An 18,192-nucleotide genomic window follows, 5' to 3' on the forward strand; every position below is an offset into this window, starting at 1 on the left:
CGAGATGGTCAACATGACTCGCCTGGACTGCGTGATCGGCTCCGCCGCCGGGATGCGCTCCGCCCTGGTCCAGGCCGCGCACCACGCCCGCCACCGCTCGGCGTTCGGCAAAGTCTGCTCGTCGACCAGCCGCTCATGCGCAACGTGCTCGCCGACCTCGCCGTCGAGTCCGAGGCCGCCACCACGGCGATGATGCGGCTCGCCGGCGCCAACGACCGCGCCGTGCACGGTGACGCCGGGGAGGCCGCGCTGCGCCGCCTCGCCCTGGCCGCCACCAAGTACTACGTCTGCAAGCGCGGCCCGGTCCTCGCCAACGAGGCGCTCGAGTGCCTCGGCGGCAACGGCTACATCGAGGACTTCGACCTCGCCCGCATCTACCGCGAGTACGCCGCTCCTCTCGATCTGGGAGGGCTCCGGCAACGTCGCCGCCCTCGACGCCCTGCGCGCGATCGGCCGCGAGCCGGAGTCCCTCGACGCCTTCTTCGCCGAGGCCGACCTCGCCCTCGGCGCCGACGCCCGGTACGACGACGCGGTCACCGCGCTCAAGAAGGAGACTCACCGACTTCGACGACATCGAGTCTGCGGGCACGCCGCCTCGTCGAGCAGATCGCGGTCGTCTTCCAGGCCGGCCTGCTGCTCCGCAACGCGCCCACCGCCGTCGCCGACGCCTTCTGCGCCAGCCGCCTCGCCCGGGACTGGGGCAGCGCCTTCGGCACCCTGCCCGCCGGGCTGGACCTGGCGCCGATCCTCGAGCGGACCGAGCCCGGCTTCTGAGGATCCTGCCGGTACGACGAGGTCAGGAGCCCGGCGCGGAGACCCCGAGAGCCGCGAGCGCCATCGACCCGAGCAGGCTCCCGCAGTCGCGCGTCCGGTATGCCGTGGCCGGCGCGCGGGGTGGAGTTGAGCAGGCCGAAGGCCGCCTGGGCGGCGGCGTAGGCGCCGGGCTTGTCCAGGCTCGGGGCGCAGGGCGCGGAGCCTGGTCGGCCCAGAGGGCGATGTAGGAGCGCTGGAGGCGTCGTACCTGGGCCCGGGCGTCCTCGGGCAGGGACTCCCAGTCCCGGTCCTGGACGACGATCAGGGGCCGGTGGCCGAGCGCGAACTCCACGTGCCACTCGACCAGCCCCCGCAGGGCTGCGGCCGGGTCGCCGGCGGCCGCGTCGACCCGCTCGCGGCCGACGGCGAGCAGGCGCTCGCTGATCGAGGTGAGCATCTCGGCGAGCATCGCGTGCTTGGAGGGGAAGTGCTTGTACAGCGCAGGCCCGGAGATCCCGCAGGCGGCGCCCAGGCTCGGCGACGGAGACGCCGTGGAAGCCGCGTGCGGCGAACAGGTCGGCCGCGGTGGCCAGGATCTGCTCACGGCGGGTCGCGGTCACCCCCGAAGGTTAGCGCTCGTTCACCCGCAGTGGTCGTCGATGTAGTCGTCCAGTGTGCGGCCCGGCGGCGGCGACTTCTCGACCGCGGCGTTGAGACTCGGCCACCGAGCGGCTCTGCTGGACGAGCAGACTCGACGTGGACCAGGCTCGGCCGCGCCGCCCTCGGGCAGGTCGTCCGGCACGCCGAGCGCGTCGAGGGCCTCGAAGGCGGAGAGGATCCGGTCCCAGTGGTCCTTGTTGCCGGGCTCGGCCTCGTCGATCGCGTCGTCGATCTCGCCGACGACCGCGCAGAAGCGGGCGACGTCGGCGCCGCGGGGATAGGTCTCGTTCTCGACCTCGCCAGCCCCGGGCGAGTCCGCCGAGGCCTCGGAGGAGGCGCCGGCCGAGGGCTTCGCGGAGGACGTGTCGTCCCCGTCGTCGCACCCGGCGGCGAGCAGGGTGAGGCTGAGGGCGGCGGCCACGGCGAGGGAGCGCTTCACGACGAGGAGCCTAGGCCTTTACAGCCCAGGTTAATGATCGTTAACCTAGCGACGTGTCCGAGACTCCGAGCACCGAGCCCAGCCTGCGCGAGCTCAGCGCTGACCTGCGCGAGCGCCTCGCCCGGGTCCGCCAGGGCGGCAGCGAGGCCGCACGCACCAAGCACACCGACCGCGGCAAAGTCTGCTCCCGCGCGAGCGGGTCGACCGGTTGCTCGACCCGGGGAGCCCGTTCCTCGAGGTCGCCCCGCTGGCGGCGTACGGGATGTACGGCAAGGGCCCGGGCGACGACTACGCCGTCCCGTCGGCCGGCGTCGTCGCCGGCATCGGCCGGATCCAGGGCCGCAACGCCCTGGTCGTCGCGAACGACGCGACGGTCAAGGGCGGCACGTACTACCCGCTGACGGTGAAGAAGCACCTGCGCGCGCAGGCGATCGCTGCGGAGAACGACCTGCCCTGCGTCTACCTCGTCGACTCCGGCGGCGCCTTCCTGCCGATGCAGGACGAGGTGTTCCCCGACCGCGAGCACTTCGGCCGGATCTTCTTCAACCAGGCCAACATGTCCGCGCGCGGCATCCCGCAGGCTCGCCGCGGTGATGGGCTCGTGCACCGCGGGTGGCGCCTACGTCCCCGCGATGTCGGACGAGACCGTGATCGTCAAGGAGCAGGGCACGATCTTCCTCGGCGGCCCGCCGCTGGTGAAGGCCGCGACCGGTGAGGTCGTCAGCGCCGAGGACCTCGGCGGCGGCGACGTGCACGCACGCAGGTCCGGCGTCGTGGACCACCTCGCCGACGACGACGCGCACGCGCTGCGGATCCTGCGCGGCATCGTCGACACGCTGCCGGTCCCGACAGGCTCGACCAGCGGAGCCTGTGGAGGTGGAGGAGCCGCTGGAGGCCCCGGAGACGATCTACGACGTCGTGCCGTCGAGCACCCGCACGCCGTACGACGTCCGCGAGGTGATCCGGCGCCTGGTGGACGGCAGCCGGCTGCAGGAGTTCAAGCAGGCTCTACGGCGAGACGCTGGTCTGCGGGTTCGCCCGGATCCACGGCCACCAGGTCGGCATCGTGGCCAACAACGGCATCCTGTTCAGCGAGTCCGCGCTCAAGGGCGCGCACTTCGTCGAGTCTGTGCAACCAGCGCGGCATCCCGCTGCTGTTCCTGCAGAACATCACCGGCTTCATGGTCGGTCGCGAGTACGAGAACCGCGGCATCGCCCGCGACGGCGCGAAGCTCGTCACCGCGGTCGCCTGCTCGGTCGTGCCCAAAGCCGACCGTCGTGATCGGCGGGTCCTTCGGCGCCGGCAACTACGGCATGTGCGGGCGGGCCTACGACCCGCGCTTCCTGTGGATGTGGCCGAACGCCCGGATCTCGGTGATGGGCGGCGACCAGGCCGCCAACGTGCTCGCCACCGTCGCCGGGCGCGAGGACGACCCCGATGTGGAGGAGTTCAAGCAGCCGATCCGTGAGCAGTACGAGACCCAGGGCTCGCCGTACTACGCCTCGGCGCGGCTGTGGGACGACGGCGTGATCGACCCCGCCGACACCCGCCGGATCCTCGGCATGGCGCTCGAGGTCACCACGGCCGTGCCCACGCCCGACCCCCACTACGGCATCTTCCGGATGTGAGTCACCGATGACGACAACGATCAGGCTCCGTCCTCGTCGCCAACCGCGGCGAGATCGCCCGCCGGGTGTTCCGCACCTGTCGCGACCTGGGCCTGCGCACGATCGCCGTGCACACCGACCTCGACGACGACGCGCTGCACGTGCGCGACGCCGACGAGGCGCTGCTCGTGCCGAGCCTACCTCGACGCGCAGGCCGTGCTCGCCGCGGCGCGGCAGGCCGGCGCGGACGCGATCCACCCGGGCTACGGCTTCCTGTCCGAGAACGCCGGCTTCGCCCGCGCGGTCACCGACGCCGGCATCGCCTGGGTCGGGCCGAGCCCGCGGGTGATCGAGCAGATGGGCCGCAAGGACGCCGCCCGGGACCTGGCCGTCGCGGCGGGTGTGCCGGTCGTGCCGTCGTACGGGCTGGACGAGGACCCCGCGACGTTCGACTACCCGGTGCTCGTCAAGGCCGCGGCCGGTGGCGGCGGCAAGGGCATGCGCGTCGTGCGCGCGGCCGCCGACCTTCCAGAGGGCATCGCCGCGGCGAAGCGCGAGGCCGCGACGGCGTTCGGCGACGACACGATCCTGATCGAGAAGTACGTCGAGCGCGGGCGCCACATCGAGGTCCAGGTGCTGGGCGACAGCCACGGCCACGTCGTCCACCTCGGCACCCGCGAGTGCTCGGTGCAGCGTCGCCACCAGAAGGTGATCGAGGAGGCGCCCGCCCCGGCGCTGGCCGACGACCTGCGGGAGCGGATGCACGCCGCCGCCGTCGCGCTGTCGGCGAACGTCGGCTACGAGAACGCCGGCACCATCGAGCTCCTGCTGGACGCGGCGACGGGTGAGTTCTACTTCCTGGAGATGAACACCCGCCTGCAGGTGGAGCACCCGGTCACCGAGATGCACAGCGGCACCGACCTGGTCGCCCTGCAGGCTGCGGGTGGCGGCGGGGGAGCCGCTGCCCTTCGACCAGGCGGGGCTGCGGTTCTACGACCACGCCATCGAGGCGCGGATCTACGCCGAGGACGCCTTCGGCGGGTTCCTCCCGCAGGCCGGGCGCGCCACCACGGTGCACTGGCCGGCGAGCGCCCGCGTCGACCACGCCCTGGAGAGCGGGCAGGTGGTCAGCACGTCGTACGACCCGATGCTCGGCAAGGTGATCGTCGCCGGCCCGAACCGCGAGTCCGCGCGGCGCGCGCTGGTCGCCGCGCTCGACGACACCGCGATCCTCGGGCTGACCACGAACACCGGCTTCCTGCGGGTGCTGGTGGCCGGCGCGGAGTTCGCCGAGCCCGGCGGCATCGACACCGCGTGGCTGGACCGCAACGACGTACCGCAGCCGGATCCCGCGCCGGCCCGGGCGATCGCGGCCCGGCTCTGGCTCGACGCGTACGCCGAACCGGCCGGCCCCTTCGCGGGCGACGGCTTCCGGATGGGAGGCGACCCGAGGCCGCCCGCGGTCGAGCCTCGACGAGTCTCGCGACGCCGGCTCGCCGCGTGCCGGAGGGCACCGTCGCGGGGGTGACCCCGCACCAGGTGGAGGCTCGCCCACCAGGGCCAGCGCTACGTCTTCGCGCGTCCCGACGCCGGCGCCGACCACGGCGCCGCGGCGGGGGACGGCACGATCGTGGCGCCGATGCCGGGCACGGTCCTCGACGTCCGGGTGGCCGCGGGCGAGACGGTGACCGCGGGCCAGGTGCTCGGCGTGGTCGAGGCGATGAAGATGGAGCTCGCCCTCACCGCGCCGTACGACGGCGTGGTGGCGAGCGTCGGCGCGGCCACCGGCCAGCAGGTGGCCCTCGGCGCGGTGCTGTTCGTGGTCGAGACGGGGGAGGAGGACGCATGAGCCAGCCTGCCGATGGTGGTCCCCGAGCCGGGCCTGCCGAGCCGGGTGACGATCTACGAGGTCGGGCCCCGCGACGGCCTGCAGAACGAGAAGAGCGCCGTGCCGACGGCGACCAAGGCGGCCTTCGTCCAGCGGCTGCTGGCCGCCGGCCTGCCGGTCGTGGAGGCGACCACTCCGTGCACCCCACGTGGGTGCCGCAGACCGCCGACGCCGCCGAGTCGATGACCGGTCTCGTGGCCGGAACTCGGCGAAAGGGCCCGCGAGCCTGCCGGTGCTCGTGCCCAACGAGCGCGGCCTGGACCGGGCGGTCGAGCTCGGGCTGCGCCACGTCGCGGTGTTCGCCTCGGCGACCGAGACCTTCGCGCAGAAGAACCTCAACCGGACCCTGGAGTCCCAGACTCGAGATGTTCGCCCCGACGATCACTCGTGCCCGGGAGCAGGGCATGGACGTGCGCGGCTACGTCTCGATGTGCTTCGGCGACCCGTGGGAGGGCGCCGTCCCCGTCGAGCAGGTCGTCGCCGTCGGCACGCGGCTGCTCGACCTCGGCGTGGGCCAGGCTCAGCCTCGGCGACACGATCGGTGTTGCCACGGCCGGTCACGTCCGCGCCCTGGTCGCGGCCTTCGGCGCCGCCGGGATCGGGCCGGAGCGGCTCGCGCTGCACTTCCACGACACCTACGGCCAGGCGCTCACCAACGTGCACGCGGGTCTCCAGGCCGGTGTCACGACGTACGACGCCTCGGCGGGCGGTCTCGGCGGCTGCCCCTACGCCAAGAGCGCGACCGGCAACCTCGCCACCGAGGACCTGGTCTGGTTCCTCACCGGGCTCGGCATCGAGCACGGCGTCGACCTCGGTGCCGTCGTCGCCACCAGCGCCTGGATGGCCGGCGAGCCTCGGCCGGCCCAGCCCCTCGGCGGTGGTGAGGGCCCTCACGCCCACCGGTTCCTGAGGCTCCGGGCTCGCCACGCAACTACCGGATTCGCTGCGGATCGCGCTCGGTCACGACCAATTCGGTAGTTGCGTCGCGCGCCCCGGAGGACCAGCCCGTGGCGTCGGTGGATCGGCCCTCTACCGTTGACACATGAGTGGTCGACGACGCGCCTGGGGGTGGGCGGCCGCGTTGCGGGAGGGCTCCACGACGCGATGGCAGGACTGGCCCGACGACGGTACGACGGAGGGCGATCCGTTCGCGGGCGACCTGCCCGGTGCGCAGCAGGCTCGGCCTGCTGCGCCGGCTGAACGCCGCCGCTGCGAGTGCAGGCCGGCGGGTCCCGCTCGCCACGGCCGACCGGGTGCTGGCCGCCGGCGTCTCCGGGCGCGGTCGCGGTGAGCTCCCGGTGCTGGGCGCGAGCGACGTGCCGGACCGCTTCGGGCCGCGCCCGGTCGACCCGGACACGCTGCCGGAGGACGAGCCTGCTGCGGGTCGCCGCGGGGCTGATCGCCGACGACGTGGCCGCGACCGCCGGCGAGCCGGCTCCCGAGCGGAGCCTCCTGGACCGGGCCCGCGCCGTGCGGCGGCCGTGGGTGCGCTCGTTCGTCGTGGTCGGGTCGCAGTGGCGCGCGGAGTACGTCCGCGACGGCCTGGTCGCGCAGGGCCACAAGCCGGGCGGGCGGCGCCCGACGGCGTACCTCCTCGCCGACGACCTCGCCACCGTCCTCGCCGAGGCGTGGACCGCGCGCGCGTTCGACCAGGGTGGCCCCGGCTGGACCGACTTCCTGCGCAACTCCGCCAGGCTTCGGCCACCTGCCGCCGCGCGCGGACCTGCCGCGGATGGCCCGCTCCGCCACCCACAAGTACGGCGCCGGCAAGGTCACCGTCGTCCTCGACCCCGAGGCGCTGGCGGCCGAGTCGGGCACCCGCGGTCTTGACGGCCCGCCGCGGCTGGGCGCCCACGCCGTCGACCTGGTCCGCCGGGTCGGTGAGCCGCTGGGCCTGCTGGTCGACAAGGACCTCCGTCCGGCGCTGCTGCGCGCGACGCTCGCCGAGCGGCTGGACGGGGCGGGCGGTCCGCCGCCGACGATCCCGCGACGCTGGGAGAGCCTGGCTGAGCACCCAGGCCGAACGCACCCACCACGACCTCGCCGCCGCTGGATACCCTGTCCTCGGCGATCTCGACCGGCTGGTGCCGGGCCCGCTGCCCGCGGAGCCCGTCGTGCCGGTCGACGCCGAGGTGCTGGCACTCGCGCTCGGGCTGCTCCTCGACCCCGTGACGGCGACGATCAAGGAGGATCCGCAGCGATGAGCTCGCGCGTCCTGCTCCACGTGGGCACCCCGAAGACCGGAACGTCGTACCTCCAGGACGTGCTGTTCCAGAACCGGTCCCGGCTGCTCAAGCAGGGCGTGAGCCTACCCGGCCGAGCGCTTCGACGAGCACTTCCTCGCCGCCCTCGACCTGATGCGGCTGCGCTGGGGCGGGCTGGAGCGGGAGGCCGTCGGCGCCTGGGACCGGCTCGCCGCGCAGGTCCGTGAGCACGACGGCACCTCGATCATCAGCCACGAGATCCTGGCGACCGCCTCGCGCACGCAGGTGCAGCGCGCGCTCGCCTCGCTGGGCCACGAGCCCGGCGGCACGGGCGGCACCGAGGTGCACCTGATCGTCTCGGTGCGCGACCTCGTGCGGCAGATCCCCGCGGAGTGGCAGGAGAACGTCAAGCACCGCGCGACCTTCTCCTACGCCCAGTTCCTCGACCGGATCCGCGACCCCGAGCGCGGCGACCGCGTCGGCGCCTGGTTCTGGGGTGTCCAGGAGATCCCCGACATCCTGCACCGCTGGGGCGCGACGATCCCGCCGGAGCGGGTGCACATCGTCACCGTGCCGCGCCCGGGCGGCCCGCGCGAGGAGCCTGTGGCAGCGCTTCAGCACCGCCTTCGGCCTGCACGACCTCGACCTGGAGCTCGGCACCGAGCGGGCCAACCCGAGTCTCGGCGTGCCCGAGTCCGCCCTGCTGCGCCGGATCAACAAGGCCGCGACCCGCGACCTGCCGCCGGTGCACTACCGCCCCCTCGTGCGCGAGCCTGCTGGCCCACCAGACCCTGTCGAAGCGGACGAGGTCGCCGCGGCTGAGCCTGCCGCCGAGCGAGTACCCCTGGATCGCCGAGTCTCACCGAGTCCTGGATCGAGGAGCCTCACCGAGCGGCGGTACGACGTGGTGGGCGACCTCGCCGACCTCCGGGGCGAGGCGCCGGCCACCGAGAAGTGGGCCGACCCCGACAAGCCGCCCGAGCGTCAGGTCGCCCAGGCCTCCCTGGAGGCGATCCGGGCGCTCCTCGTCGAGGCCGCCGACCGTCAGGCCGAGGCCGACCGGCTGCGCGTCAAGCTCGAGGAGGCGCGGCGCGAGCTCATCCGGGCCCGCACCCCCCGCCTGATGCGCACCATGGAGTGGACCGTGCAGCAGGCTGGAGACGAGCGGGCCCGGCCGCAGGGCGCTCGGCGCCTACCGCAGGGCGCGGGGCCGCAGGCTCCTTGTCGGCGTAGCGGCCGACCTTCCAGGTGCCCCAGCCGTCGGCGACCAGGCCGACCGCCCCGCCGATGACGGGGACCCGCTTGCCGACCGTGACCGCGACCCGCTTGCCGATCACCCGGCCGATCAGGCTCGTTGGCGAGCGCGGTGGAGATCGTCTGGTCGAGCGCCGGGTCGTGCTGCGGCGCGGTCGCCACGGCCATCGGCGGCGCGGGCGGCTGGTGCTTCTTGACCATCCTCGCGACGGTGTCCTCGCCGAGGATCGTCTCCAGGATCGCGTTGCGCACCCGCGGGTCGTCGAGGTCGTAGCCGCGCAGGTGCGCGATCCCGGCCACCATCCGGCTCTGGATCAGCGCCAGTCCGGCGATATTGGCCGGTGCGACGACGGCCGCGGTCACCAGGCCGCCGAGGTTGGTGGCGAAGCCCTCCACGCCGGCGTAGGCGACGTGGTTCTGGATCAGGCTCGCGCACCGCCTTGTCGACGTTCCCGTGCTGCTCGCGCAGGCTGGGCCTCGGCCGCCTCGGCGGCGGGCGGCAGCGGCCCCGCGCCGGAGATCGCGCGGCGCAGCGCCTCGCGCACGAACGACTGGGTGAGCCCCGGCGCGAGCCTGGGTGACCTTGGGAGCGAGTTGACGGGCCGCCTCGACGGCGAGGCCCTTCCGCAGACGGGAAGCCATGCTTCCATCGTAGGGATCCGTAGGGTGGGGTCCGATGACACCGACTGTGAGGACCACCATGCGCTCGATCACCCGCCCGCTCGCCGCCGTCGCCACCAGCGCGCTGCTGGCGCTCTCGCTCGCCGCCTGCGGTGACGGAGGCGACGACAAGGCCAGCGACGGCAACAGCCCGAGTGAGTCCACCAGGCTCGTCGCCGACGGCGGACGCCAGCGCCTCCGACGGCGTCTCGTCCGCGGGCAGTGACGCCCCGAGCAGCACCGTCTCGCTCAGCGCCGCGCCCGGTGCCGAGGACCTGTGCGCCGCCGTCACCGGCATCATCAAGACCGCCGGCTCGGTGACCGGGCCCAAGATCAGCGAGGCGCAGTGGAAGGAGATCCAGAAGTCCTACGGTGCCCTCGACGGGGTCGCCCTCCCCGGCGCCGACGCGCAGCAGAAGCAGGGCCGCGACGTCGCCGTGGACGCGATCACCTCGATGAGCCTACCAGGACGCGCTCAAGGCCTTCGCCGGTGAGAGCAAGGGCGAGATCCCGGGTGTCTCGGCCGCGGACAGCGCCAAGGCCGAGGCCTTCTTCGCCTGGGTCGGCAAGCAGTGCCCCACCGCGGCCGGTCCCGCGGCGAGCGCCACCGTGCCGGAGTCCTCGGTCTCCGCGAATTGACCCGGTCGCCCGTCGAGCCGCCGCCGACGCCGTGGGTGCTCCCCAGTCGGGAGGACCTCGCGGCGCTCCCGGCCGGTGACGACGGGCCCGACGCCGAGGGGTACGACGCCAGCGACCTCGTCGCGGTCGGCGCCGACCTCGAGCCGGGAACCCTGCTGGCGGCGTACCGCTCCGGGTTGTTCCCGATGCCCGAGGGCCGCTCGGTCGGTTGGTGGTGTCCTGCCCACCGCGGGGTGCTGCGCCTCGACGGTTCGCGGGTCTCGCGCTCGCTGCGCCGCTCGGCGGCCCGCTTCGAGGTGCGGGTCGACACCGCCTTCCCCGCCGTGCTCGCGGCCTGCGCCGACCCGCGCCGGCCCCACGGCTGGATCGACCGGCGCATCGCCCGCGCCTACACCGAGTCTGCACCGACTGGGCTGGGCGCACTCGGTCGAGACCTGGCGCGAGGGCCGGCTCGTCGGCGGGCTCTACGGCGTCGCCATCGGCGGGCTGTTCGCCGGCGAGTCGATGTTCCACCACGAGACCGATGCCTCGAAGGTGGCGCTGCTCGGTCTCGTCGAGGGGCTGCGCGCCGACGGCGACGCGCGGCTGGTCGACGTGCAGTGGGCCACCCCGCACCTGCGCAGCCTGGGGGTGCGGGCGATCCCGCGGGCGGACTACGTCGCGGAGCCTGGCCGGGCTGATCGACGTCCCCCGTTCTCGGATGTGGGACGTCTGAGGTCCGAGACGCAGGACACGCGCTCCGTCCACCGGACGGCCACCCGGAGTTTCCCGAACCTGTGAATAGTCTGAACGAGACGGGGCAAGGTCGACCTGGCTGACGCCTGGCTCGGCGCTCCGCTCGCGGGCACACGTGTGTCTCGTACCCTCCAGGAAAGGACCCCCTCATGACTCCGATCAAGCGTCCTGTGGCCGCCGTCGGCGCCGCCGCCCTTCTCGCGCTCTCGCTCTCCGCCTGCGGCGGTGCGCCGACCGACGCGTCGAAGGAGGACTACTGCAAGGCGGTCAAGTCCCAGACCAGCGGCGACGACTTCGAGAAGGCCGTCACGGACAAGGACTACGACAAGGTCGCCGACCTGCTCAAGGACCGGGTCAAGGACATCGAGGACGTGGGCACCCCCGACGACATCTCCGACGACGCGCGCGAGGGCTTCGAGATCCAGGTCAAGGCGGCCAAGGACGTCAGCGGCGACGACATCAAGAAGGCCTTCGAGGACAACTCCTCCGACCCGTTCGAGGCGGACCTCTCCAAGGACGAGAAGGACAAGGTCAAGGCCTACAACGAGTACGAGTCGAAGACCTGCTCCGACACCGACTCGGGCTCGGGCTCCTCGAGCGACGACAGACTCGTCCGACTCCGGATCCGACAGGCTCGGACTCGACCGAGCCTGCCGACCGAGCCGCCGACCGACCTGCCGACCGAGATGCCCTCGGGCATGCCGACGGACATCCCGACCGACCCCTCGGAGCTCGCGAGCATGCTCGAGAGCCTCACCGCCAGCCCGAGCCTGAGCCTTCCGGCCGACGTACGAACGCCCCCGCTCACCTCGGTGAGCGGGGGCGCTTCGCTGTCCGGAGCCTCAGACGACGGTGGGCGGCTGGTCGCCGTCGGCGACCATGGGCCGGCCCGCCCGCTCCCAGCCCATCATCCCGTCGACGAGGTTGACCACGTCGTAGCCCTGCTGAGCGAGGTAGGCCGCCGCCCGCGCCGAGCGTCCGCCCGCCTTGCACACGACGAGTGTCTGGGGCGCCTCCAGGCTCCACGAACTCACCGAGCCGGGCCGGGAGGCTCCATCAGCGGGATGTGCACCGCACCCTGGATCCGCCCGGCCGCCCACTCCTCGTCCTCGCGGACGTCGAGGACCACCAGGCCCTGGGGCAGCGGGTCGGGGACGTTCTCGATCTCGATGGAGGGGATCATGCGGCCACTCTAGGCCGGGTCACTTGAGCAAGCTTTGCTCATCCGACGGTCGGCCAGCGGCTTCCCGCCGGTCTGGCAGGTGGGGCAGTACTGCAGGCTGGAGTCGGCGAAGGACACCTCGCGCACGATGTCTCCGCAGACCGGGCAGGGCTTGCCGGTCTGGCCGTGCACGGCGAGGTTCGACTTCTTCTCCTTCTTCAGTCTCGCTCGCGGCGAGCCCGCGGGAGCGCTCGACGGCGTCGCCGAGGGTCTGCCGGATCGCGGTGTAGAGCGTGGTCAGGCTCCTCCTCCGACAGCCCGTCCGCCGGCTTGTACGGCGGCATCCGGGCCGCGTGCAGGATCTCGTCGGAGTAGGCGTTGCCGATGCCCGCGATCGTGCCCTGGTGCCGCAGCACTCCCTTGATCTGCTTGCGCCCGGCCTCGGCGAGGATCCCGGCCAGCCGCTCCTGGGTGAAGTCCTCGGTCAGCGGGTCCGGGCCGAGGCTGGCGATGCCGGGCACGTCGAGCGGGTCCCGGACGAGGTAGAGCGCGAGCGACTTCTTGGTGCCGGCCTCGGTGATGTCGAGACCGGGGGTGAGCCCGTCGCGCTCGTCGAGCACGACGCGCACCGCGAGCGTGGACTTCGTGCTGGGGCGCGGTGGCAGCGCGGGCACCTCGTCCTTCCAGCGCACCCAGCCCGCCCGGGCCAGGTGGAGCACGAGGTGCAGGCCGCTGGCCTCGATGTCGAGGAACTTCCCGTGCCGTCGTACGTCGTCGACGAGGGTGCCCTCGATCGCCGAGAGCGCCGGGTCGTAGGTCTTGAGCGCGCTGAACGCGGCGATGTGGACGCGGGTGATGGCACGTCCGTCCAGCCGGCCCCGCAGATCCAGGGCCAGCGCCTCGACTTCGGGCAGGCTCGGGCACGCGCCCAGCCTAGAACAGGGCACCGACCCGGGACTTCGTCCTGAATCCGCCGGCCGGCAGTGACCTCGGGCCGCGCGTCGCGGTTGGTCGCCACGTCGCACTCGGGACGCGGCTCACCCCCCGTCCAGCAGAGAGGCCGTCCCCATGCGCCGCCACCTTCCGCGTCTCGTCATCACCCCCGCCGCGCTCGCGACCGCCGCCGTCGTCGGGCTCGGTCCCTCGGCCCATGCTGCGGACCCGGCCACCTGCGGGCAGCCCGCCGTCCCCGCCGTGTACGTCGCCGTCGAGCACCCCGCGGTCGTCACCACCGTGCCCGCGGTGACCCACCAGGAGTGGGCCTGGCAGCGCACGGTCGCGACGAGCGAGGCCGAGCACAGCCGGGTGGTGACTCCGGCGACCGGGTACTGGACGTGGAGCCGCTCGGTGGAGGTGATGGAGCGGGAGTTCGCGCGCACCGTGGTCGACCGGGCCGCCGTACCGGCGGTCGTGGAGACGATGTGGCAGTACGTCCAGCAGCAGACCGGCAACCTCCGCTGGGAGCGAGCGGGCTGGAACGCCGGGGACAACGGCAAGGGCTGGTCGCCCACCGGGCTCACCCGCGACGACGTGGTCACCCCGGCGGTCACCGGCTCTCGCACGTGGAGCGGACCTGGGTGCAGGACGGCGACAACGCGCCCGCGGGCGCGACCGCGACCGGCGACAGCCGGGTCGCCGGGAGCATCCTGGAGGACGTCGACCTGCCCGAGGGCGAGACGCCCGCGGGTGCCGGCTGGACGCGCGGCGCCTTCACCCCGACCGCCCCCGCGGTCACCGACGAGATCTGGCTCCCGGTGGACCAGGCCGCCCCGGCGGGGTACGTCGCGACCGGCGCCACCCGCGCCGGCGCACCCGCCGTCGAGCAGCCCGCCGGCACCTCGGCCGCCGCGCCGGCCGGCGCGGGCTGGTCGCCCGTTCCCGGCTCCGAGGTGACCGTCGTCGACAGCGCCGCCCACGACCGCGTCGACGTGCCCGCCTGGACCGAGCAGGTGTTGGTCACCCCCGAGGTCCCCGCCACCGAGGCGTGCGGCGAGGAGGAGCCGGAGCCTGCCGGTGGAGGAGCCGGTCGTGCTGCCCGAGGACCCCGGCACCGACCCGGCCGGCGGCGAGGTCGGCGGCGAGGTCGGTGGCGAGGAGGACGCGGTGGTGGACGTCGTCCTCAGCGACGAGGGGGAGGTCGCCGGTCTCAGCGAGAGCCGGCCCGCGGCGACGCCCGTCGCCGACGTGCTCCCCGCGACCGGCGCGGCCGTGGACCCGTGGCTCGCCGGCCTGGGTGCGGCGTGCGGGGTCGCCGGGATCGGACTGGTCCGCGGGCGTCGTACCCGCACCCACTAGCGTCCCTCCCATGAGGAGGACCGCGCTGGCCGCGCTCGTGCTCGTCCTGGCCACGGCCTGCGGCGGCGACCCGGCCCCGGCGCCCGGCACCGGCATCGCCGGGATGGAGCCCGCGGCGGCGCTGCACGCCGCGCACGACGCGATGGGCGAGCCTGCAGGACGTGACCTACCGCGGCACCACGACGGTCAACGGCCCCGCCGGGCCGCTGGCCGGGACCGGCGAGCCTGGTGGTCACCGACGACGGGACCTGCCAGACCTCCTTCGAGCACGCCGAGCGCGGCTCGCTGGTGACCCGGACGGTGGGCAACACGGTGTACGTGTTCGCCGACGTGCCGATGATGCGCGACCCCCTGCGGTACGACGCCGAGAAGGTCGCCCTGCTCCGTGGCAAGTGGCAGGCGGCGCCCCGTCCCAGGCTCGCGTTCGTGCGACCTGGCGGAGCCTGCTGCCCGACGACTCCCGGTTCGAGGGCTTCGAGGACGCCGGCACCGGACAGGTGCGCGGTGCCGCCGTGCGCCGCTTCACCGGCGAGGACGACGACGGCTCGGCGATGACGGTCTCCGTCGCGATCGACGGCCCGCCGCTGCTGCTGGCGGTCGAGACCGCGCGCGGCGGAGCGAGCAGGCTTCGAGCCTGGTCGCGCACGACAGCGGCGTGAAGATCGTCGCGCCGCCGAACCAGCGGATCGTCAACGCCTCCTGATTCTCCGACACGCTAGGTGAATCTAGGGCCGGCGCTAGAGATCTCGATAGCGTCGGATCATGGATCCGATCCGCAACCCCTACGCGCCCGGTGCGGGCCAGCGCCCGCCCGAGCCTGGCGGGCCGCGACGAGCAGGCTGGCCGCCTTCGACGTGGTGCTGGAGCGGGTCGCCCGCGGCCGTCCCGAGCGCTCCCTGGTGCTGACCGGGCTGCGTGGGGTCGGCAAGACCGTGCTCCTCAACGCGCTGCGCTCGGCCGCCGTCCGCAAGGGCTGGGGGACCGGCAAAGCTCGAGGCCCGTCCGGACCAGTCGCTGCGTCGGCCACTGTCCTCCGCGCTGCACCGGGCGGTCCGCGAGCCTGGGCCACCCCGAGGCGGCGGAGACCGATCACGTGCTCGGTGTGATCCGTTCCTTCGCCCAGCGGGAGGCGGGCACCGATGCCAAGTCTGCGCGACCGGTGGAGCCCGGGCATCGACGTACCGGTCGTCCGGGGGCGGGCCGACTCCGGCGACATCGAGATCGACCTGGTCGAGTTTGTTCACCGACGTGGGCGGGCTCGCGGCCGACGTCGGCAAGGGCGTCGGCATCTTCATCGACGAGATGCAGGACCTCGGCGCCGACGACGTCTCCGCGCTCTGCGCCGCCTGCCACGAGCCTGAGCCAGAACGGCCTGCCCGTCATCGTCGTCGGCGCCGGGCTCCCGCACCTGCCGGCGGTCCTCTCGGCCAGCAAGTCCTACTCCGAGCGGCTGTTCTCCTACCAGCGCATCGACCGGCTCTCCCGCGACGCCGCCGACCGAGCCCTGGTCGCGCCCGCCGACGAGGAGGAGGCGGCGTTCACGGCGGACGCCCTCGCGGTGCTGTACGACGCCACCCGCGGCTACCCCTACTTCATCCAGGCCTACGGCCGCTCCGCCTGGGACCTCGCGCCGCGCTCGCCGATCACCGCCGACGACGTCGCCGTGGCCGGGCCCGAGGCCGAGCGCGAGCTCGCGGTGGGCTTCTTCGGTTCGCGCTACGAGCGGGCGACTCCCGCCGAGCGCGACTACCTGCGGGCGATGGCCGACGCCGCCGGTGACGACGAGGACCCGGTCGGCTCGGTGGCCACGGCCGACGTGGCCGCCGTCCTGGGCAAGAAGCCGCAGTCGCTCTCGCCGGCGCGCGACTCGCTGCTCAAGAAGGGGCTGATCTACTCCGGGGAGCGCGGGCGGATCGCGTTCACGGTCCCGCACTTCGGGCGCTACCTGCGCACGCAGGCGTGATCTAGTCTCCTCGCTGTGGATCTGCAGCGACTCGCGGACGCTCTCTCCGAGGCCGGCCTCATCAGTGACCCTGTCGTCGACGACTCGTTCGTGCACGGCCGGACCTACCTCTCCGGCGCCGACGCCGAGGTCAGCCTGAACGTCGACCCGGACGACGGGTCGGACGCCGACCGGGACGCCCTCGTGCGCCGCGTGGCCGGCGTCGTGGCGATCACCTCCGCGCAGTGGCGCGAGGTCGTCGAGCAGGTCGCGGTGGAGATCGAGGACGCCGTGGGGGAGGGCGCCGTCGCCGAGCGCACCGACCTGCGCGACGACCTGCTGATCCGCTCCGTCGTGGTGCTGCCCGACGCGGTGCTGCTGTCGTTCGAGGCGGCCGAGCACTTCCCGCGCGGCGCGATCCGGGTCCGGCTCGACGACGACCTCCAGACTCGACGACCTGGAGGTCGAGCCCGGCGACGGGTCCGGAGAGCGGCGGGAGACGGTGGTCTTCGACGACCTCGACGACCTCGACGACCTGCTCGACCACCTGACCGCGGACACCTGAGGCCCTACGCTGAGCGCGTGAGTGACGCCCCGATCCAGAAGCCGCGCTCGTTCCTGCGCAACTTCGTGCCGATGCTGGCCTTCATGCTGGTCTGCGGCGTGGTCGGCCCGGTCTTCCTGGTGATGGGCCTGGTCGTGGACGAGCCCGGCTCCGGCTGGTTGCTGCCGACCGGCATCGGGATCACGGTCCTGGACGTGCTGATCGCCCTGCTCGTCGCGCGCGGGCGCACCCGCTCCCAGCAGCGGACGTACCGGCTGCGGGCCCGCGGCCGCAGGGCGCGGGGGCACGTGCTGTCCTTCGACCAGACCAACGTCCGGATCAACGACCAGCCGCTCGTCCAGTCTCAGCCTGCGGATCGAGGGCGAGGACGTCGCCCCCTTCGAGGTGCAGACCCGGACCGTCGTACCCGAGCTCCGGCTGCCGCTGCTCTACGGCGGCGAGCCTGCCCGTCCTCGTCGACCCCGAGACCCGGGACTGGGAGATCGACTGGGCCGCCGCGCGGCTGGTGACCCCGATGGCACCGGCTGCCCCGTCGGCACCGGCGGAGCCCGCCTCGGCGGCGGACCGGCTGGCCGAGCTCGACGAGTCTGCTGCGCCGCGACCTCGTCAGCCGCGAGGAGTACGACGCGACGCGGGCCCGCATCCTCGGCGGGCTGTAAATGACTGGCGGGCCCCGCGCGGCCCGCCGTAGACTCGTCCCATCATGCTCATGACTGCCTGACCCGACTCGCGTCCGCGGCCCCGCCCGGCGAGTCCGATCTCGTCCCGAAGGCACCGTCATGTCCGCACTCCACCCGATCGTCGTCCGCGACCTCACCGTCACCTTCGGGCGTCGAACCGTCCTCGACGGGGTCGACCTGCTCGCCCAGCCCGGCCGCCGGATCGGCCTGATCGGCGAGAACGGCGCCGGCAAGTCCACGCTGCTGCGCGCGATCGACGGCAGCCTGCCCGCCGTCGCCCACGTCACGGGCAGCGTCGAGACGCCGCCGGACCATGCGTTCCTCACGCAGGAGCCGCCGTTCGCCGACGAGGCCACGATCGCGGACGTGCTGGCGACCACGCTGGCGCCGCTGCGGCAGGCGGTCGCGGACGTCGAGCGGCTGGCCGACGGCCTGGACGACCCCGTCACCGCCGAGCGGTACGCCGCCGCGCTGGAACGCGCCCTCGCAGCCGACGCCTGGGACGCCGACCGCCGCGCGCTGCTCGCCGCCGAGCAGACTCGGCCTCGACGGGCTCGACCAGGACCGGCGGGTGGGCAGCCTGTCCGGTGGCCAGCGCACCCGGCTCGCGCTCGCCACGCTGATCACCCGGCGGCCGGCCTGTCTCCTGCTGGACGAGCCGACCAACCACCTCGACGACGAGGCCGTGGCGCTGCTCGTGGGATTCCT

Annotated in this window: 25 protein-coding genes and 6 pseudogenes; 24 read left to right on the forward strand and 7 right to left on the reverse strand. The window is 73.7% G+C overall.

Features of this window, described 5'->3' with window-relative positions; all coding sequences use genetic code 11:
• The first annotated feature begins 13 nt into the window (after positions 1–13).
• On the forward strand, positions 14–193 hold the full coding sequence (locus tag G5V59_RS23700) for a hypothetical protein (protein WP_278258094.1): 180 nt from the start codon (positions 14–16) through the stop codon (positions 191–193).
• The gene (locus tag G5V59_RS23705) at positions 136–774 is read left to right on the forward strand and encodes an acyl-CoA dehydrogenase family protein (RefSeq protein WP_278258095.1); all 639 of its coding nucleotides are present in this window, start codon (positions 136–138) and stop codon (positions 772–774) included. The genes G5V59_RS23700 and G5V59_RS23705 overlap by 58 nt, the downstream gene beginning before the upstream one ends.
• 22 nt (positions 775–796) lie before the next feature.
• On the opposite strand, the gene G5V59_RS23710 is transcribed toward G5V59_RS23705, so the two are convergent.
• Together G5V59_RS23710 and G5V59_RS23715 are read right to left on the reverse strand one after the other, a co-directional pair.
• Positions 797–1,357 carry a TetR family transcriptional regulator gene (locus G5V59_RS23710; RefSeq protein WP_278258096.1) on the reverse strand — a complete coding sequence of 187 codons (561 nt, stop codon included), beginning with the start codon at positions 1,355–1,357 and terminating at the stop codon, positions 797–799.
• Between the two features lie 36 nt (positions 1,358–1,393).
• Positions 1,394–1,852 carry a hypothetical protein gene (locus G5V59_RS23715; RefSeq protein ID WP_278258097.1) on the reverse strand — a complete coding sequence of 153 codons (459 nt, stop codon included), beginning with the start codon at positions 1,850–1,852 and terminating at the stop codon, positions 1,394–1,396.
• Positions 1,853–1,905: 53 nt separating this feature from the next.
• Between G5V59_RS23715 and G5V59_RS37590 the strand changes: the two are divergent.
• The 10 genes and pseudogenes from G5V59_RS37590 (at position 1,906) to G5V59_RS23775 (ending at position 8,374) form a co-directional block, all read left to right on the forward strand.
• A pseudogene (locus G5V59_RS37590) lies at positions 1,906–3,481 on the forward strand (carboxyl transferase domain-containing protein).
• 65 nt (positions 3,482–3,546) lie between these two features.
• Positions 3,547–4,339, forward strand: a pseudogene (locus tag G5V59_RS23735) (biotin carboxylase N-terminal domain-containing protein); the annotation flags it as partial.
• A 64-nt stretch (positions 4,340–4,403) separates the two neighbouring features.
• Positions 4,404–4,988: a hypothetical protein gene (locus tag G5V59_RS23740; protein ID WP_278258099.1), complete on the forward strand. Its 585-nt coding sequence runs from the start codon at positions 4,404–4,406 to the stop codon at positions 4,986–4,988.
• Between the two features lie 111 nt (positions 4,989–5,099).
• Positions 5,100–5,309, forward strand: coding sequence for a biotin/lipoyl-containing protein (locus tag G5V59_RS23745; protein WP_278258100.1), 210 nt, complete (start codon positions 5,100–5,102; stop codon positions 5,307–5,309).
• A 12-nt stretch (positions 5,310–5,321) separates the two neighbouring features.
• Positions 5,322–5,534 carry a hypothetical protein gene (locus tag G5V59_RS23750; RefSeq protein WP_278258101.1) on the forward strand — a complete coding sequence of 71 codons (213 nt, stop codon included), beginning with the start codon at positions 5,322–5,324 and terminating at the stop codon, positions 5,532–5,534.
• Between the two features lie 201 nt (positions 5,535–5,735).
• The gene (locus G5V59_RS23755) at positions 5,736–6,326 is read left to right on the forward strand and encodes a hypothetical protein (RefSeq protein WP_278258102.1); all 591 of its coding nucleotides are present in this window, start codon (positions 5,736–5,738) and stop codon (positions 6,324–6,326) included.
• A 64-nt stretch (positions 6,327–6,390) separates the two neighbouring features.
• Positions 6,391–6,639 carry a hypothetical protein gene (locus G5V59_RS23760; protein ID WP_278258103.1) on the forward strand — a complete coding sequence of 83 codons (249 nt, stop codon included), beginning with the start codon at positions 6,391–6,393 and terminating at the stop codon, positions 6,637–6,639.
• The gene (locus tag G5V59_RS23765) at positions 6,636–7,178 is read left to right on the forward strand and encodes a hypothetical protein (protein WP_278258104.1); all 543 of its coding nucleotides are present in this window, start codon (positions 6,636–6,638) and stop codon (positions 7,176–7,178) included. The genes G5V59_RS23760 and G5V59_RS23765 overlap by 4 nt, the downstream gene beginning before the upstream one ends.
• Positions 7,081–7,779 carry a hypothetical protein gene (locus tag G5V59_RS23770; protein ID WP_278258105.1) on the forward strand — a complete coding sequence of 233 codons (699 nt, stop codon included), beginning with the start codon at positions 7,081–7,083 and terminating at the stop codon, positions 7,777–7,779. The genes G5V59_RS23765 and G5V59_RS23770 overlap by 98 nt, the downstream gene beginning before the upstream one ends.
• Positions 7,706–8,374, forward strand: coding sequence for a hypothetical protein (locus G5V59_RS23775; protein WP_278258106.1), 669 nt, complete (start codon positions 7,706–7,708; stop codon positions 8,372–8,374). Before G5V59_RS23770 ends, G5V59_RS23775 begins: the two co-directional genes overlap by 74 nt.
• A gap of 222 nt (positions 8,375–8,596) precedes the next feature.
• Here G5V59_RS23775 and G5V59_RS23780 read toward each other — a convergent pair whose 3' ends face one another.
• The gene (locus tag G5V59_RS23780; RefSeq protein ID WP_278258107.1) at positions 8,597–9,448 is read right to left on the reverse strand and encodes a hypothetical protein; all 852 of its coding nucleotides are present in this window, start codon (positions 9,446–9,448) and stop codon (positions 8,597–8,599) included.
• Between the two features lie 58 nt (positions 9,449–9,506).
• Here G5V59_RS23780 and G5V59_RS23785 point away from each other — a divergent pair, with 58 nt between their 5' ends.
• From G5V59_RS23785 to G5V59_RS23800, 5 genes and pseudogenes are all read left to right on the forward strand, one after another.
• A complete protein-coding gene (locus tag G5V59_RS23785) occupies positions 9,507–9,692 on the forward strand; it encodes a hypothetical protein (protein ID WP_278258108.1) in 186 nt (61 codons plus the stop codon).
• A gap of 91 nt (positions 9,693–9,783) precedes the next feature.
• Positions 9,784–9,960, forward strand: a complete 177-nt coding sequence (locus tag G5V59_RS23790; RefSeq protein WP_278258109.1) for a hypothetical protein — start codon at positions 9,784–9,786, stop codon at positions 9,958–9,960.
• 330 nt (positions 9,961–10,290) lie between these two features.
• Positions 10,291–10,440, forward strand: a pseudogene (locus G5V59_RS37595) (leucyl/phenylalanyl-tRNA--protein transferase); the annotation flags it as partial.
• A 73-nt stretch (positions 10,441–10,513) separates the two neighbouring features.
• Positions 10,514–10,885 (forward strand): leucyl/phenylalanyl-tRNA--protein transferase, encoded by a 372-nt coding sequence (locus tag G5V59_RS37600; RefSeq protein ID WP_341351302.1) that lies wholly within the window; start codon positions 10,514–10,516, stop codon positions 10,883–10,885.
• 70 nt (positions 10,886–10,955) lie between these two features.
• Positions 10,956–11,768, forward strand: a complete 813-nt coding sequence (locus tag G5V59_RS23800) for a hypothetical protein (RefSeq protein WP_341351018.1) — start codon at positions 10,956–10,958, stop codon at positions 11,766–11,768.
• Here the strand turns inward: G5V59_RS23800 and G5V59_RS37605 are convergent.
• Genes G5V59_RS37605 through G5V59_RS23805 form a run of 4 tightly spaced genes read right to left on the reverse strand, consistent with a single transcriptional unit; the run spans position 11,683 to position 12,949 of the window.
• A complete protein-coding gene (locus G5V59_RS37605; RefSeq protein WP_341351019.1) occupies positions 11,683–11,940 on the reverse strand; it encodes a rhodanese-like domain-containing protein in 258 nt (85 codons plus the stop codon). The two genes, G5V59_RS23800 and G5V59_RS37605, sit on opposite strands and share 86 nt — an antisense overlap.
• Complete coding sequence (locus tag G5V59_RS37610) at positions 11,871–12,023, reverse strand: rhodanese-like domain-containing protein (protein ID WP_341351020.1); 153 nt, start codon at positions 12,021–12,023, stop codon at positions 11,871–11,873. The genes G5V59_RS37605 and G5V59_RS37610 overlap by 70 nt, the downstream gene beginning before the upstream one ends.
• 9 nt (positions 12,024–12,032) lie before the next feature.
• Positions 12,033–12,194, reverse strand: coding sequence for a zinc finger domain-containing protein (locus tag G5V59_RS37615; protein WP_341351021.1), 162 nt, complete (start codon positions 12,192–12,194; stop codon positions 12,033–12,035).
• 26 nt (positions 12,195–12,220) lie between these two features.
• On the reverse strand, positions 12,221–12,949 hold the full coding sequence (locus G5V59_RS23805; protein ID WP_341351022.1) for a DNA-formamidopyrimidine glycosylase family protein: 729 nt from the start codon (positions 12,947–12,949) through the stop codon (positions 12,221–12,223).
• 60 nt (positions 12,950–13,009) lie between these two features.
• Here G5V59_RS23805 and G5V59_RS23810 point away from each other — a divergent pair, with 60 nt between their 5' ends.
• From G5V59_RS23810 to G5V59_RS23850, 7 genes and pseudogenes are all read left to right on the forward strand, one after another.
• Positions 13,010–14,311: a hypothetical protein gene (locus tag G5V59_RS23810; RefSeq protein ID WP_278258111.1), complete on the forward strand. Its 1,302-nt coding sequence runs from the start codon at positions 13,010–13,012 to the stop codon at positions 14,309–14,311.
• A gap of 147 nt (positions 14,312–14,458) precedes the next feature.
• Positions 14,459–14,956, forward strand: coding sequence for a hypothetical protein (locus G5V59_RS23815; RefSeq protein ID WP_278258112.1), 498 nt, complete (start codon positions 14,459–14,461; stop codon positions 14,954–14,956).
• A gap of 103 nt (positions 14,957–15,059) precedes the next feature.
• A pseudogene (locus G5V59_RS23830) lies at positions 15,060–16,260 on the forward strand (ATP-binding protein).
• 90 nt (positions 16,261–16,350) lie between these two features.
• Positions 16,351–17,313: a hypothetical protein gene (locus tag G5V59_RS23835; RefSeq protein ID WP_278258116.1), complete on the forward strand. Its 963-nt coding sequence runs from the start codon at positions 16,351–16,353 to the stop codon at positions 17,311–17,313.
• Positions 17,310–17,495: a hypothetical protein gene (locus G5V59_RS23840; protein ID WP_278258117.1), complete on the forward strand. Its 186-nt coding sequence runs from the start codon at positions 17,310–17,312 to the stop codon at positions 17,493–17,495. Before G5V59_RS23835 ends, G5V59_RS23840 begins: the two co-directional genes overlap by 4 nt.
• A gap of 88 nt (positions 17,496–17,583) precedes the next feature.
• A pseudogene (locus G5V59_RS23845) lies at positions 17,584–17,769 on the forward strand (ATP-binding cassette domain-containing protein); the annotation flags it as partial.
• 28 nt (positions 17,770–17,797) lie between these two features.
• A pseudogene (locus G5V59_RS23850) lies at positions 17,798–18,187 on the forward strand (ATP-binding cassette domain-containing protein); the annotation flags it as partial.
• Between the last annotated feature and the right edge of the window lie 5 nt (positions 18,188–18,192).

The sequence above is a fragment of the Nocardioides convexus genome (assembly GCF_011090295.1).

What these genes read in the sequence shown, in the direction of transcription:
- G5V59_RS23700 (WP_278258094.1), top strand. Translation starts at nt 14, where the DNA reads ATGACTCGCCTGGACTGCGTGATCGGCTCCGCCGCCGGGATGCGCTCC.
- G5V59_RS23780 (WP_278258107.1), bottom strand. Translation starts at nt 9,448, where the DNA reads ATGGCTTCCCGTCTGCGGAAGGGCCTCGCCGTCGAGGCGGCCCGTCAA.
- G5V59_RS23750 (WP_278258101.1), top strand. Translation starts at nt 5,322, where the DNA reads ATGGTGGTCCCCGAGCCGGGCCTGCCGAGCCGGGTGACGATCTACGAG.
- G5V59_RS37610 (WP_341351020.1), bottom strand. Translation starts at nt 12,023, where the DNA reads ATGATCCCCTCCATCGAGATCGAGAACGTCCCCGACCCGCTGCCCCAG.
- G5V59_RS23705 (WP_278258095.1), top strand. Translation starts at nt 136, where the DNA reads ATGCGCAACGTGCTCGCCGACCTCGCCGTCGAGTCCGAGGCCGCCACC.
- G5V59_RS23745 (WP_278258100.1), top strand. Translation starts at nt 5,100, where the DNA reads ATGCCGGGCACGGTCCTCGACGTCCGGGTGGCCGCGGGCGAGACGGTG.
- G5V59_RS23775 (WP_278258106.1), top strand. Translation starts at nt 7,706, where the DNA reads ATGCGGCTGCGCTGGGGCGGGCTGGAGCGGGAGGCCGTCGGCGCCTGG.
- G5V59_RS23760 (WP_278258103.1), top strand. Translation starts at nt 6,391, where the DNA reads ATGAGTGGTCGACGACGCGCCTGGGGGTGGGCGGCCGCGTTGCGGGAG.
- G5V59_RS23785 (WP_278258108.1), top strand. Translation starts at nt 9,507, where the DNA reads ATGCGCTCGATCACCCGCCCGCTCGCCGCCGTCGCCACCAGCGCGCTG.
- G5V59_RS23770 (WP_278258105.1), top strand. Translation starts at nt 7,081, where the DNA reads ATGGCCCGCTCCGCCACCCACAAGTACGGCGCCGGCAAGGTCACCGTC.